Raw genomic sequence first — 13486 nt, 5'->3', positions numbered from 1 at the left:
CTTAAGGCGCTCTCCCTTTTAATCTGGCAAAAATAAACAAACCCCTCAGGAATTCGTTACCTGAGGGACCCTCCATTATCACCTTAACCTTGAACGATTCTGACGATGTTCCTTCCTTGAAGGCGCAGTGTCGTACAGCCTCTTCTCTTCATCCGTTTCAGGTAGGATGCCTGGCACGGCTTTCGGTTTCCCTTCTGAGTCGACCGCAACCATCGTTAAAAACGATTCTGTCGTCATCACTTTTCGTCCGTGAAGAAGATCATCTGCGTACACCTTCACATACACTTCCATCGACGTTCGACCGGACCTCGTGACACAAGCCTCGAGCGTTAACGCATCTCCAACTTTCGCGGATGATAGAAAATCAACAGAGTCGATCGATGCCGTCACGACCACACAATTTGAGTGTTTCATAGCCGTTAATGCTGCGATTTCATCGATGTATGCTAACACTTTTCCTCCAAAAATCGTATCCAAATGATTCGTATCTGGCGGTAACACCAACCTTGTTTGTGTCATTTTCGAATAGCTTACTGGTAAAGATTCCATGATTGCGTTCCTCCTTCACTTTTTCAAGAAACAAAAAAACACATCTCCAAGTTGAAGATGCGCTAGAAATAAACGTCACGAAATCACGGAATCACCAAACAGTATCCGTTAGTACTTTCCACGTAACACCCTCCTATCTCCCGTAGGAATCAATGCTCTTCCTTATGGCAGGTCTCCTGACTCAGATTCCTCAGCACATCGCCCTTCCCGTTTTGAAACAGTGGTATTGCGATGTGCCTCCTCTTCACAGTGGCGGGACCGCGCTGGATTTTCACCAAACTTCCCTTTTCAGCTTTTTATAAAAGCCACCATAAGGCCTATTCAGTTAGTAAGAAAACGTTCTTACCTAAAATTTACTATCTCCTATTGTTGATGATCTGTCAAACTTGCCGCTGTTCACTGAAACAAGTGATGCAGCAACCGATCTTTATCATCAAAAAACTCTTTCATCACCTTAAAGTGTTCCGTCTCCTCTAATGTTGTCTCAGTCATTCCATCTTCACTCAGCACAATCATTTTCGAATCTGGGTACGCCATAAGGATCGGCGAGTGTGTGGCGATAATAAACTGAGACCCCTGCTCGACCAGTTCGTGGATGCGGGCAAGCATCGACAGCTGTCTGATGGGAGAAAGTGCTGCCTCAGGTTCATCTAAAATATATAACCCTTCTCCTCGAAACCGATTGGTAAAAGCCGCGAAAAAGGATTCTCCGTGAGATTGTTGATGGAGCGATTTGCCTCCAAACCCATCGACGACTTTTGCCCCCGCAAACGGATCAGCATCTAACTCTTCAATATTTGTAGCGAGATTATAATACGTTTCCGCTCTGAAGAAGAAATGATCCTTCGCCTTATAAACGCCTTTTGCCAGTCGCAAATAGTGATCTAAGTTTGAGTGAGAATCATAGCTCGAAAAATTAAAGTTAAGCGTCCCGCCTTCAGGATTGAACCCATACTTAATCGCCATCCCTTCAAGCAGCGTCGATTTCCCCATCCCATTCTCACCAACGATGTACGTCACGTTTGGGTGAAACAAAAGCTCCTTAAAATGCTTAATTACCGGGAGATCAAATGGAAAGAAATCGTATGAAGGGATCTCATCTTCCTTTACATTGAGACGTTTCACATACTGGGTTTCTTGCGTTAACTTCATTGCTAATTGCCCCCTAACTTACAAACGTAGGTTCTATTCATCATACCACTCACACGAGAAGCGCATAATGTAAAATGAAAAAAAGACGCATATTCACTGGAATTCAACCATATGTATAGTAATGAATTTCATTTTTTAAGGAGGAGATCTTATTTCTGATCAAAAGAAACAAGACGAAAACCTGGTGAAGAAAACCTCCAAACAAGCAAACGATCTTGTGAATAAATCTGCGGATACAGTTAATGATATGGTGAAGTCTGTTAGCGGAAAAGGCGGTCTCGTTGGCAAGGTCTCTGATACGTCTACTGATTTTGTGAAGAATGTGAGTAAGGCCGGCACAGATGCTGTAGGAAAAACGGCAGATAAGGCTGAGAAAATGATCAAAGGTGCTTCGAAGAAAGTATTTGGGAAGAAGAGAGAGGAATAGTTGTCAGAACTTACTAAAACTCAATAACCTTAGAGAACCTATTCATCAGGTTCTCTTTTTTTTTTTGCCTATAAAAAACCACTCGACTACAGATTTCGTTTCATTTGTATTAGAATAGAGTCAGCGAAAGATAGGAGTGGATGAGATGAAAAAAGAGATAAAGTTAATCGCGTTAGATATGGATGGCACGCTCGTTAATCATGAAGGCGAAGTGTCGAAGGAAAATGAGGACGCAGTGCGCCGTGCGAAAGAAGCTGGGTATCATGTTGTGATCAGCACTGGGCGCTCTCTCCCTTTCTGTCGTGAGATTGCAGAACAGTTAGGCGAATCAGCTTACTTGATCACGGTAAACGGGGGTCAAATTTATGATCAGCATTTCAACCTTGTTGACAGTACGCACCTCGATAGTGAGATTGTCGCGAACCTTTGGGATCTTAAGAAAAAGCATGATGTTTGGTTCTGGTCTTCCACAACTGAAGGAGTATTTAATTCGAATACTCCGTTCGAGAAAGATCTTCATGAATATGACTGGTTGAAATTCGGTTTCGATGTGAAAGACGACGACGTGCGCCAGGTTATTTTAGATGAAGTGATGAGCAACGATGCACTAGAAGTCACAAACTCTAGTTTAACTAACATGGAAATCAACCCTGCAGGTGTAAACAAAGCAGCTGCGCTACGCAAAGTAACGAAATGGCTTGATCTTTCCATGGACGAAGTGATGTCTGTTGGAGATAGTATGAACGATATTGCGATGATTCGTGAAGCTGGCTTCGGTGTTGCGATGGGCAACGCACAGGAGCCCGTAAAAGAAGCAGCAGACTGGATTACGAAATCTTATACAGAGCACGGTGTCGCACACGCAATCGACCACATTATGAAGGGCGAGTGACAGGCACCACCCGCTTTATGTCGAAAGGCTGAGTGAATGGAACATTCACTCAGCCTTTTTGTATGACTCTTTATGAAGATTGTGCAGTCTTCACTTCCAGTGTATAGGGTTTATGTGTATGAAGGTTGTCCCCTTTTTCAACATGAACCTTCATGTTGTAGGTCCCTTCATCCATAATCTCTGTTTCCGCTTGATATTCTCCACTCTCTATCTCCTCAGCATCAGTGTATATGTGCTTCTCTTCTCCTTCTTTCCAGTATTCAAAGCGCACACTCGCCCCTTCCACTGCATCGTCTTCCTTTTGGACCAACGCTGTCAGTGTAGCTGGATTTTCAGATCCTTGTTCGAGCATGATCATGAGGCCAGAATCATGATGACCTTCCTGATTGTTCTCTTTTTTTATAATCTCAACACTTAGTGAATCTGCCATGCCTTCCTCACGATCAGAACCCTTCTCCTCCGATTCTTTCATCTTGTTATCGTCGGTCGCCCCATCGTTCTCTTCTTTCATTTCCGGTGAGTTCGACTCACCACTATTTTCAGTTGCTCCTTCTTCACCTGTACCACATGCAACTAACATGAGTGAAAGACCAAGTATTGCTAACATTCTCATAGTAACCTCTCCTTACGTTTTAACTAGCTAACGATAGCATTTATCTATTCGATCACACTATACAAAAAAAAGAAGCTGAACACTCAGCTTCTCTCTTCTATTACCTATTTTCTAATCTTACTGATCGACAGTTTCTCTTGAACGATGCGGATTGCTTCTGCAAGCAATGGTGCGATCGAAAGGACTGTGATCTTATCGATGTCACCGCTCTTCGGTAAAGGCAGCGTGTTCGTCACAACGATTTCTTTAATATTCGATTGTGCGATTTCTTGTGTAGCCGTGCCTGAAAGGACCGGATGCGTGAATGTCGCGTACACTTCTTTCGCACCGTGCTCTTCTAAGATTTGAGAAGTGAACGTCACGTTTTTCGCTGTATCGATCATATCATCGATAATGATCGCTGTTTTACCTACTACATCTCCAATTACGTTGATTGTAGAAGGCTCACCTGTGTCGTATGAACGACGATCGATCAATGCGATCGGAGCATCAAGCAGGGATCCGAGTTTACGGGCACGCAGTGCACTGCTGTTGTCTGGGGCAACGATTACGATATCCTCAAGCTGTTTCTTCTCAAAGTATTCGGCTAGTACAGGAATACCAGAAACCTGGTCAACCGGAATGTTGAAGAAGCCTTCGATCTGGTTCGCATGTAGGTCGACCGTTAGGACTCTTGTTGCACCAGATCGTTCGAGCATGTTTGCGATCAGTTTCGCTGTGATCGGCTGTCTTGGACCGGTTTTTCTGTCCTGACGTGCATAGCCATAGTATGGCAGCACAACATTGATCGTTTTTGCAGAAGCTCGCTTCAATGCATCGATCATGATGAGGAGCTCCATCAAATAGTCGTTTCCTAATCCAGCCCCACCGATGGACTGAACTAGATATGTATCGCATCCGCGAATACTTTCTTCAACGTTCATATTGATCTCACCGTCTGCGAAGCGCTTAACGGAAGACTTACCTGACTCGATTCCAAGAAGTTTTACAACTTCTTCTGTAAGTTCAGGGTTTGAATTCAAACCAAATACTTTCACGTCTTTTTCTTGGCGTAGCATAGCGTAGCTCCTTTATGGTTCATTTCGATAGGAAGTTTCCAATCAAAACGTAATGTAAGGGAATCATTCTCTCTTCAACTATAACACAGCGCCCGTACAACTTTCTTCAAAAAATTAAAGGAAATCTTGCCCTGTTCCTTATCGCCACCGTATGGATTTCACGAGATAAATGATGATCGTACCAAATAGGATGACTAGGAATACCGGAACAATCCAAAACTCGAGGGTTTCTTGGGTACTCGACATCTCAACGATTTTCTGGCTCAATAAAGCAAAGAAGATTGCGATTTCATTTTTTAGAAGGCGAATCATCGTAACGGCATAGTAATACTGCCTTTCAGCGTTTCCTTCAGTTATCTTAACAACATAATTGTAAGAGTCAGGGATACGCTCAAGGAACGAAAGCCCAATCCACATGAGTACCCCAATCGAAGGTAAAAGGAAAACCGTCCACTTGTCTCCCCACCGATCAGGTTCACCAGCAGCGTTGAAATGGTGAGGCACCACCTCAGGAATGCTTGACCAGTTGAGCACAACATAAGCGATTGAAAGGAGTAATGCTGAGATCCCTATGATGTCTAGGATGTTATGTAGAAATGGTTTTTCGATAGTAATGTTCGGTCTATTTCGAGTCCCCATCGTCATCCCTCCTTTTCGTGTCTACTATACTATACGAATGGAGGGTGAGGAAGTTTCCTTTTTAGAGTTCCTTTTTAAAGACATAGCTCACTTTATCATAAGCCATCTTTTCTTCATAAAATCGATGCGCATCATGCCTTTGAAGACCTGAGGAAAGTGCGATGGAACTATAGCCATGGTCTTTAGCCCACTTCTCCACAAAGGAAAGGAGCGACTTGCCGTACCCTTTCGAGCGATCTTCCTTTCGAGTCACAAGATCATAAACCCATACACTTCTTCCGTAGTATAAGGTGATCATCGGTGTAAAGCCGATGACGGCTACGATTTCCCCTTCCTCATAGAGTGCATACAGGTGGTACATGTCTTTTTTACGCGCTTCATCCACATACTCTAAATACGATTCTTCATCTAAATTCGTGCGCAGCTCACTCATTACGAGAAAGGCTTCCCTTATTTCTTCAACCGACTTCATTTCTTTAATCATGTGACTTCCCTCCAGGATACAGCATGCCATACGAATACCCTAATCGTTCAAATCCACACTTTTGTAAAATTGGTTCACTCATCGGACTTGCATCGACCATTAAAATAGGATGCCCCATTTCTTTCGCTTTTTTCGCACGTGCAGCTAAAAGTGCCGTGTAATGTCCCTTTTTCCTATGCTGTGGTAACGTGGATCCACCCCACATGCTCGCAAAATTCTCTCCCTCCAAGTACATCCAGGCAGCACTTACCAATTCGCCAGCTTCATATATCCCATATAAGGAGAGTGAATTCGTATTTCTAAAGTCACGCCATAACCGTTCTCCTAAGCTTGCGAAAGAGTGATTCCATATGCTTTCTTCAAGCTTCATGATGGCATTGATTCCTTCCAAATCGGTTATTTCCTTCACATGTGATGTATCGTGACTTAATAAAAAGTGGTCATCAGAAAGCGGGATGACCATAAGCGCTTCTTTTTCACCTTTCTTAAACCCTTCATCTTCTAAAAGATCCACAAGGTTTGAAGGCTCGTCATAACTATAAACTTTCCACTCAAACTCCTGTTTTAATGTAGCAAAGCGGTCCTTTTCACCCGTAATAACCTTTTTAGCGTCAGCATTCGTCAAGTTAGAAAAGATGATGAAACCATGTTCATCTTGATGGACTGAAACGTGACGAATAACATGATCGGTTTCTTCCCTTCGGAAGCCTGGAGGCGTAACGTTTTTTCTCATTTCTTCATCAAACAACGCTTTTAATTCATGCTTCTGCATACGACACCTCAATGAATAAAATTTTTGATACAAAGTGATACAAATTTCAAATCTTTTTACACATACTATCATTGTCTTGCAAAGTGAAGCATTTGGAAACCATTTCTATCATGGATTGTTATTTGAGCGGTTTACGTGAACGAAATAAGGGTATTTATTTCTATAGCTGATAGACAAAGTGAAATTTTATGTCAGGATTCCTTACATAAATCCACACTTATACGTTGTTATCGGTAAAATAGTGAATAGTTAAAAAACTTTCTAAAGGTGAGGTAATGTATGACGATTACAAAAGAAGGCATTAAACAAGTTATTTTGGATGAGGTTCATGAAAAGAATGTAGAATTTATTCGCCTAGAGTTTACAGACATGCTTGGTGAAACGAAGAACGTAGAGCTTCCTGTTGAAGAGATCGAAAGTGTAATGAACAATGAAGCGATGTTCGACAGCTCTTCAATCGCAGGCTTTTCAGATATTCAAGAAAGTGATATGTACTTGTTCCCAGATCTTGAAACATTCAAAGTACTTCCTGAAGCGGTCGACACGGACTGCATCGCACGCTTCATTTGTGATATTCACACGCCAGACGGTGAACCGTTCGAAGGTGACCCTCGCTATATTTTAAAACGAGCGATGAAAGAAGCACAAGATCTTGGCTATACTGTAAACGTTGGACCTGAACCAGAATTCTTCTTATTCCAACTGAATGATGAAGGCTACCCGATCCGCAAAATGAATGACCGCGGTGGTTACTTCGATGCATCACCTAAAGACAAAGGTGACCAAGTACGACGCGATATCGTTCGCACGTTGAAGAAATATGGTTTTGAGATGGAAGCTTCTCACCATGAGGTAGCAAAAGGACAGCACGAAATCAATTTCCGTTTTGACAGTGTATTGAAAGCTGCAGACAACATCCAAACGTTCAAGAGCGTTGTAAAAGACGTTGCGACTGGACATGATTATCACGCGACATTCATGCCTAAACCATTCGCAGGTGAGAACGGTTCTGGTATGCACTGCCACCTTTCTCTATTTAAAGATGGCGAGAGTGCATTCTTTGACGAAAACAAAGAAGACGGAATTTCTGATACGATGAAACACTTCATGGCTGGTATTCTTCACCATGCGAATGGTCTTGCGGCAATTACAAACCCGAACGTTAACTCATATAAGCGTCTTGTACCAGGTTATGAAGCACCTGTAAGTGTTGCTTGGTCTCACTCTAACCGTAGCTGTATGATCCGCGTTCCAACTACTCGTGGAATGGGTACACGTTTTGAGATCCGTAACCCAGACCCTACAGCGAACCCTTACTTGACGCTAGCTGCAGTACTACACGCAGGTCTGGAAGGAATTCGTGACGAGCTTGACCCAGGTGAACCAGAGTCTCGTAACCTTTACGAAGTGTCTACAGATGATGTACCAACGCTTCCAACAAACCTAAAAGAAGCGATCAAAGCACTTAAAGAAGACCAAGTCGTAATCGACGCTCTAGGTGAGCATACGTCTAGATGCTACATCGAAGACAAAGAAAAAGAATGGATCGACTACTCTCTGAACGTAAGTCAGTGGGAAGTTGAACGTTATATGAATAAGTAAAAGTAAAATCCGCTCAAAGTTTGAGCGGATTTTTTTATCCTCCGAAAGACCATATAAACATGAAAAAGAATGTGCCGATTAACGAGAAAAAACTTATGACTAGTGAAAGTACAGGAACAAATTTTTTATAGAACATTTCTTTTCTAACCGCGAAGATAGAAATGATGAAGATAGGAAAGCCCGCAAAGATCCCAACCTTCATCACTAGTGTGATTGCTCCAAGTGGAGCATCTTGATAGATCCCTACGACCAAAGCGATCAACACACCCAAATAAAAGAAAAGAGGCACTGCACAAACTCTACCTAGCACTGAAGTTGGCAACCGCATACTCCTTTCAACTACATTTACTCTTCCTTCTCTATTTGAAGTTTCACTAATTTCTCATCCAGCTTTTGACTTAGTTCTATGACTTCTTCACTTGAAAAAGTATCTGCTTCAAACGCCACTTCGTAAAGCGCCATCCGCAGCTCATATATTTCTTCCTCCAACTTCTTCACCTACCGAACTCCTTACGTTATTTGGTTACTATCATTAGAGTAACATAAAAAATCCTTTTTCTGTTAAATTTTAGAAGACCGCGGAGAGAAACAATTCTTTAACAAAACAAAAAAAGAGAAGCTGCATGTTCAGCTTCCCTTTTCAACTCTATTATTCTATTAAGCGTTTGAGCGTTTTCTAGCAACTAATACGATTGCACCACTCATCATGATACCTGCGCCGATCAACATGTACGCTGGAAATGGTGTTGCTGTATCAGGTAATTGATCTCCTTCTTCCTCTCCACCATCTACATGCACTTCTGGAAGAAGGTTATTACGGTTACCAAAAATCCATTCACCAGATTTGTAGATATAATCGATTGTTAACGTATGACCCTCATACAGGTCGCTTGTGGCAACTTGTGAAAGCTTGTAATGATTGTCATTCACTTTTGTAAAATCATATTCACGATTGAAATCGATTGTTTGGCGACCATCTTGTGGTAGGACCATGACCTTTCCATCTTCTTCTTTATAGAGACTTCCAACATACACTTCTGCAAGTGCAGGGACCATAATTTCGCCAAAGACTTGCTCCAACTTCTCGATAGTATCGTAGCCTTTTGAAATAAGTGAGCTTTCTTCATTCTTTACTTGTAATAACTCGTTAAAATCCGCTTCTAATTCCTTTACTGGGGGCTCTCCATGATCCTGAGCTAATGCTGTGTTTTGGAACCCCATAAACAGTAAACCAGTGACAATAACGAGTGCGGAAAGTATTCTTTTCACTGTAAAACCTCCTGAAAATTTTTCGGCGCGTCTATGTAATAATTTTAATCTTTGTAATATGACTGTAATCTTGCGCCTGTCTAGTATACTAGCATAGTCTCATTCGAATGCAAGTATTTACCATTAGTTTGTGCAAAAAGATTCCAATACAAGCCATGTCTTACATAAGAATAAAGCTGACAAATCAGCAATTCTCATAATATGAACCTATTAACTAAGCGTTTGAACGTTTTCTAGCAACTAGTAAAAGTGCACCAACAAGCATGACACTAACACCGACCATGATAGATGTCGGGAAGAATGTAGCTGTATCAGGCAATTGATCACCTGTAGTCTCGTCGTGGTTGTCGTCAGTACTCCCATCGACATGAACTTCTGGAAGAATGTTGTTTCGGTTTCCGAAAATCCACTTCCCTGATTGGTATATATAATCGATTGTAAGCGTTTGGCCGCCGTGCAATTCTCCCGTTAATTTTTGAGATAGCTTATAGTGGTTGTTGTTCACTTTTTGTAGATCATAATGGGAATTGAATTCGATCGATGATGGACCATCTTGAGGTCGGTGAAGGAGCTTCCCATCCTCTTCCTTAAAAAATTCACTAACATATGCTTCAGCAAGCCCAGGAACCATAATTTGTGCAAAGACTTTTTCCATCTCTTCCATGGAATGATAGTTGTTTACAACATGTGTTTCAGGATCGGCGTTCAAATTATTATAAAAACCAAGAAACTTCTCTTCAATCTCCTTTACCGGTGGCTCTCCGTGTCCATGTGCTGACGCAGTGTTTTGGAAACCCATAAACAGTAACGTGACCATGACGAGTACAGAAAGAATTCTAGTCATTACAAAACCTCCAAAAAGTTTTTGGCGCGTTTATGTAATAATTTTAACTTTCGTAATATTGATGTAATCTTACGCCTGTTCATAATACTACCATAGCGAGGTCTAAATTCAAGTAATTACCACTAATTTATACAAAAAAAGGAAGCTGACCCATTCAGCTTCCTTCAATACTCCTAATTCAACTCGCTTTATTCGTACGTATATTTGTCTTATTCTCTTTCACTTCCGCATTTGCGGCTTTAAAGAATGAGTATCCCATCATGAGGATCACGACGGAGAACGGGAAGGCTGCGATGATAAGCATGTTCTGGAGTCCCTGTGTCCCTCCGAAGTAGATAATGATCGCTGCCATTGCAGAAAGACTAAGTCCCCAGAGAATCTTCACAGGTGCGGCTGGATTCAGGCTACCTGTCGTACTGAGCATCCCAAGCACAAACGTCGCAGAGTCTGCTGACGTGATAAAGAAAATCGCGATCACAAAGAGTGTGATGATCGTCATGAGCGTCCCTAGTGAATACTGCTCAAGCACGGCGAACGTCGCCGTTTCAAGAGAATAATCTGAGATCATTGCGATCCCCTGCTGCTGAAGATCGAGTGCTGATACCCCGAACACTGAGAAAAAGATGAAGCAGACGATCGATGGAACGAAGAGTACGCCAAGCATAAATTCTTTGATCGTACGTCCTCGTGAAATTCTCGCAATAAAGATTCCGACGAACGGAGACCATGAGATCCACCATGCCCAGTAGAACACCGTCCATCCTTTCACCCATGACTGACGGTCTTCGTTGTTTGGATTCATATTGAAACTCATATCGAAGAAGTTTGTAAAATAACCTCCGATCGTATTCGTAAACATGTTCATGATATAAAGCGTTGGTCCAACGATAAGCAGCATTAGAAGTAATACAAAGCCTAATCCTAAGTTGATATTACTTAAATACTTTATTCCTTTACTAATTCCTGACCATGCAGATGCGATGAAAAGAATCGTTGACACAACTAAGATCAAAAGCTGCATTCCAAAGTTACTCGGAGTACCAAAGAGAAACGCTAACCCTTCATTAATCTGAGCCGTTCCAAATCCAAGCGTTGCAGCGACTCCTACAACTGTCGCGACGACCGCAAGCGTATCGATCAACGTCCCTGCTATTCCCTCCATTCTTTTCTTCCCGAACAGCGGAATGAGCGTGGCACTGATCAACCCCGGGTACCCTTTATGGAATTTAAAGTATGCCAGCACGAGGGCAACTAACGAGTACACTGCCCACGCATGGACGCCCCAATGAAAGAATGAATACTCGAGAGATTGCTGAATGGCCTCAGGCGTTCCTTCTTGTCCGTTCGGACTACTTTTAAATGCGTGAGAAATTGGCTCAGCAGTAGTCCAAAACACCATGCCCATTCCCATGCCTGCACTAAAGAGCATCGCAAACCATGTTGCAAGCGGAAACTCGGGCTTTTCATTCTTTCCACCAAGCTTAATATTTTTAAATGGCGAAAAGATTAAGTAGATACAAAATCCTAGAATGACCATAACGATTAAGAGATAATACCATCCGAACTGTGTTGATATATATCCTGTCACAGCTGATGTGACGCTTTCTAAATTAGATGGAGCTACTGCTCCCCATAGGACTACTAATCCACAAATCAATAATCCGTACCAAAAAACCGACGTAACGTTCTTCAATCCTTTCACCTCATCATAACGATTTGAATGCTGCTGTATAAAACCTATGCGAATAAGGTCCCTCCCCCCTATTACCCTAAAAACTGACGATGTAAGACAAAAATCGCAAAAAAGTTTCTAAAGTTCTTAACGCTTTGCATTATTACAGAAAGATCACAAATATTAATTTTTTTACAGAAAATTTACTAAAATACGTTTAACTTCCAGATAAACCCGGAACATAAAATATGTACACTAATTAAGGAGGTTTTACATTGTTTCGATTCATTTCTGCACTCGTCGTAGTTGGTCTACTCTTCTTAGGCATGAACAACCCAGTTTATGCTGAAGACCATGGAAAGCCACCGGTGGAGGAGTTAGAGAATCAATTCGATGAGCTGATCGAACTTGAAACGAACAAGGAAAACGAAGTAAAGAAGTACGATTCAATCGATCGTTTGGAGCAAGAGTTCAAAAGCATAATGGTTTGGCCGCTGGCTGATCATTATGTTGATACGTTCTTTGAAGAACGCGATGGAAAACTCATCAAAATCGCCCGAGATGGCCCCGTAAGACTACTCGACAACAAAGATTACACCCTCGAAAAAATTAATGAAAATCATTATAAACTTACTCAACCAAATGAAAATAACATGCGCGGAGAATACACCCTAACGATTCACTACAAATACGAAGCAGGGAAGTGGGTATTCGCTGATCGTATGAATCATGTTGCGAATGATTCATCTGGCGGAGAAATGCCAGACACTTCAACAAACCTTCCAACAATGATGCTGATCGGTAGTGGCGCAGTGTTAGCTGGCGCACTTATTCTAGTAGCTAGAAGACGCGTACATGCATAAATACAAAACTGTGGTCAAGCAAGGACCACAGTTTTTTTAATGAACTTAAGAAAGCCCGCTAATCACTCTTTCTAAAAGAATTGTAAAAAGTGAAGAAGGAGTAGGGAAAGTTACCTTGAATAGTAGTATGGGATGTACAACAATCTTTTCATGGGGGCTATTATGAACGGACAAGCGATTAAGAATGAAGAAGTCATTGATTTTAAAAAACTGACGCTCGTAGAAGTGGAAGGAAAGATTGAGGAGTTGCAAGTGAATAGACCTCAATCCAGTAAATTAGTAGTCGTTACTGACTCGATGTTTATAGAAGGAGAGTTTGCTAAAGAACTAGCTGAAGATATTGAAAAAGAACCAATTCTAGGCGCTGCGCTTCAAGACTATGAGCTGAACCCTGCAATTGATGTCACTGATAAGCAATTATTCAATGTTGCCGCAAATGTGTATATGAAGAACGTTACGATTACTCAAATTGGGTCTCCTGACTCAAAGATTCACCTAGATGAGTTTGTTGTATTTTCTGACCACATTCTTGGCTATACAGTCAAATAAAACCTGGAAGATCAACAGCCTTCCACAACCTGCATAAAACTTACACTACGCGTGACCTCGGTTTTGAACCGGGGTCTGTTTTTATTAGAAACGAGTTTATC

General features: G+C 41.8%; 17 protein-coding genes and 1 riboswitch. Of the genes, 5 read left to right on the top strand and 12 right to left on the bottom strand.

The window, feature by feature from the left end; all coding sequences use genetic code 11:
• Window positions 1-78: 78 nt before the first annotated feature.
• The gene (locus PFZ69_RS09980; protein ID WP_270180930.1) at window positions 79-549 is read right to left on the bottom strand and encodes an acyl-CoA thioesterase; all 471 of its coding nucleotides are present in this window, start codon (window positions 547-549) and stop codon (window positions 79-81) included.
• A gap of 149 nt (window positions 550-698) precedes the next feature.
• Window positions 699-877, bottom strand: a riboswitch (cobalamin riboswitch).
• A 68-nt stretch (window positions 878-945) separates the two neighbouring features.
• Window positions 946-1701: an AAA family ATPase gene (locus tag PFZ69_RS09975; protein WP_270180929.1), complete on the bottom strand. Its 756-nt coding sequence runs from the start codon at window positions 1699-1701 to the stop codon at window positions 946-948.
• 184 nt (window positions 1702-1885) lie between these two features.
• Here PFZ69_RS09975 and PFZ69_RS09970 point away from each other — a divergent pair, with 184 nt between their 5' ends.
• Together PFZ69_RS09970 and PFZ69_RS09965 are read left to right on the top strand one after the other, a co-directional pair.
• Window positions 1886-2128, top strand: coding sequence for a hypothetical protein (locus tag PFZ69_RS09970; protein ID WP_270180928.1), 243 nt, complete (start codon window positions 1886-1888; stop codon window positions 2126-2128).
• Between the two features lie 145 nt (window positions 2129-2273).
• A complete protein-coding gene (locus PFZ69_RS09965; RefSeq protein WP_270180927.1) occupies window positions 2274-3020 on the top strand; it encodes a Cof-type HAD-IIB family hydrolase in 747 nt (248 codons plus the stop codon).
• A gap of 70 nt (window positions 3021-3090) precedes the next feature.
• Here PFZ69_RS09965 and PFZ69_RS09960 read toward each other — a convergent pair whose 3' ends face one another.
• The 5 genes from PFZ69_RS09960 to PFZ69_RS09940 all read right to left on the bottom strand — a co-directional run bounded on the left by PFZ69_RS09960 (window position 3091) and on the right by PFZ69_RS09940 (window position 6586).
• Window positions 3091-3633: a FixH family protein gene (locus PFZ69_RS09960; protein WP_270180926.1), complete on the bottom strand. Its 543-nt coding sequence runs from the start codon at window positions 3631-3633 to the stop codon at window positions 3091-3093.
• A gap of 104 nt (window positions 3634-3737) precedes the next feature.
• A complete protein-coding gene (locus PFZ69_RS09955; protein ID WP_270180925.1) occupies window positions 3738-4691 on the bottom strand; it encodes a ribose-phosphate diphosphokinase in 954 nt (317 codons plus the stop codon).
• A gap of 138 nt (window positions 4692-4829) precedes the next feature.
• Window positions 4830-5330 (bottom strand): DUF1648 domain-containing protein, encoded by a 501-nt coding sequence (locus tag PFZ69_RS09950; protein ID WP_270180924.1) that lies wholly within the window; start codon window positions 5328-5330, stop codon window positions 4830-4832.
• Between the two features lie 61 nt (window positions 5331-5391).
• Window positions 5392-5814, bottom strand: a complete 423-nt coding sequence (locus PFZ69_RS09945; protein WP_270180923.1) for a GNAT family N-acetyltransferase — start codon at window positions 5812-5814, stop codon at window positions 5392-5394.
• Complete coding sequence (locus PFZ69_RS09940; RefSeq protein ID WP_270180922.1) at window positions 5807-6586, bottom strand: GNAT family N-acetyltransferase; 780 nt, start codon at window positions 6584-6586, stop codon at window positions 5807-5809. Before PFZ69_RS09940 ends, PFZ69_RS09945 begins: the two co-directional genes overlap by 8 nt.
• Before the next feature lie 279 nt (window positions 6587-6865).
• On the opposite strand from PFZ69_RS09940, the gene glnA reads away from it, so the two are divergent.
• Window positions 6866-8188, top strand: a complete 1323-nt coding sequence (glnA, locus tag PFZ69_RS09935) for a type I glutamate--ammonia ligase (RefSeq protein ID WP_270180921.1) — start codon at window positions 6866-6868, stop codon at window positions 8186-8188.
• A gap of 34 nt (window positions 8189-8222) precedes the next feature.
• Here glnA and PFZ69_RS09930 read toward each other — a convergent pair whose 3' ends face one another.
• The 5 genes from PFZ69_RS09930 to PFZ69_RS09910 all read right to left on the bottom strand — a co-directional run bounded on the left by PFZ69_RS09930 (window position 8223) and on the right by PFZ69_RS09910 (window position 11994).
• Window positions 8223-8510 carry a hypothetical protein gene (locus PFZ69_RS09930; RefSeq protein WP_270180920.1) on the bottom strand — a complete coding sequence of 96 codons (288 nt, stop codon included), beginning with the start codon at window positions 8508-8510 and terminating at the stop codon, window positions 8223-8225.
• Window positions 8511-8533: 23 nt separating this feature from the next.
• A complete protein-coding gene (locus PFZ69_RS09925; RefSeq protein ID WP_270180919.1) occupies window positions 8534-8686 on the bottom strand; it encodes an aspartyl-phosphate phosphatase Spo0E family protein in 153 nt (50 codons plus the stop codon).
• Between the two features lie 159 nt (window positions 8687-8845).
• The gene (locus tag PFZ69_RS09920; protein ID WP_270180918.1) at window positions 8846-9457 is read right to left on the bottom strand and encodes an LPXTG cell wall anchor domain-containing protein; all 612 of its coding nucleotides are present in this window, start codon (window positions 9455-9457) and stop codon (window positions 8846-8848) included.
• A gap of 214 nt (window positions 9458-9671) precedes the next feature.
• Complete coding sequence (locus PFZ69_RS09915) at window positions 9672-10301, bottom strand: hypothetical protein (protein ID WP_270180917.1); 630 nt, start codon at window positions 10299-10301, stop codon at window positions 9672-9674.
• Between the two features lie 178 nt (window positions 10302-10479).
• The gene (locus PFZ69_RS09910; RefSeq protein ID WP_270180916.1) at window positions 10480-11994 is read right to left on the bottom strand and encodes a BCCT family transporter; all 1515 of its coding nucleotides are present in this window, start codon (window positions 11992-11994) and stop codon (window positions 10480-10482) included.
• 254 nt (window positions 11995-12248) lie between these two features.
• On the opposite strand from PFZ69_RS09910, the gene PFZ69_RS09905 reads away from it, so the two are divergent.
• Both PFZ69_RS09905 and PFZ69_RS09900 read left to right on the top strand, forming a co-directional pair.
• A complete protein-coding gene (locus PFZ69_RS09905; RefSeq protein ID WP_270180915.1) occupies window positions 12249-12836 on the top strand; it encodes a hypothetical protein in 588 nt (195 codons plus the stop codon).
• Between the two features lie 162 nt (window positions 12837-12998).
• The gene (locus PFZ69_RS09900) at window positions 12999-13385 is read left to right on the top strand and encodes a hypothetical protein (protein WP_270180914.1); all 387 of its coding nucleotides are present in this window, start codon (window positions 12999-13001) and stop codon (window positions 13383-13385) included.
• Window positions 13386-13486: the final 101 nt, after the last annotated feature.

The sequence above is a fragment of the Alkalihalobacillus sp. CinArs1 genome, from assembly GCF_947387515.1.
GTDB lineage: Bacteria > Bacillota > Bacilli > Bacillales > Guptibacillaceae > Guptibacillus.
The sequence above is the reverse complement of the archived record's forward strand: the minus strand, read 5'-3'. Positions and strand labels throughout refer to the sequence as shown.

Coding starts and splice junctions, on each gene's coding strand:
- PFZ69_RS09975 (WP_270180929.1), bottom strand. CDS start 1,701: ATGAAGTTAACGCAAGAAACCCAGTATGTGAAACGTCTCAATGTAAAG.
- PFZ69_RS09960 (WP_270180926.1), bottom strand. CDS start 3,633: ATGAGAATGTTAGCAATACTTGGTCTTTCACTCATGTTAGTTGCATGT.
- PFZ69_RS09955 (WP_270180925.1), bottom strand. CDS start 4,691: ATGCTACGCCAAGAAAAAGACGTGAAAGTATTTGGTTTGAATTCAAAC.
- glnA (WP_270180921.1), top strand. CDS start 6,866: ATGACGATTACAAAAGAAGGCATTAAACAAGTTATTTTGGATGAGGTT.
- PFZ69_RS09940 (WP_270180922.1), bottom strand. CDS start 6,586: ATGCAGAAGCATGAATTAAAAGCGTTGTTTGATGAAGAAATGAGAAAA.
- PFZ69_RS09915 (WP_270180917.1), bottom strand. CDS start 10,301: ATGACTAGAATTCTTTCTGTACTCGTCATGGTCACGTTACTGTTTATG.
- PFZ69_RS09965 (WP_270180927.1), top strand. CDS start 2,274: ATGAAAAAAGAGATAAAGTTAATCGCGTTAGATATGGATGGCACGCTC.
- PFZ69_RS09900 (WP_270180914.1), top strand. CDS start 12,999: ATGAACGGACAAGCGATTAAGAATGAAGAAGTCATTGATTTTAAAAAA.
- PFZ69_RS09950 (WP_270180924.1), bottom strand. CDS start 5,330: ATGGGGACTCGAAATAGACCGAACATTACTATCGAAAAACCATTTCTA.
- PFZ69_RS09980 (WP_270180930.1), bottom strand. CDS start 549: ATGGAATCTTTACCAGTAAGCTATTCGAAAATGACACAAACAAGGTTG.
- PFZ69_RS09945 (WP_270180923.1), bottom strand. CDS start 5,814: ATGATTAAAGAAATGAAGTCGGTTGAAGAAATAAGGGAAGCCTTTCTC.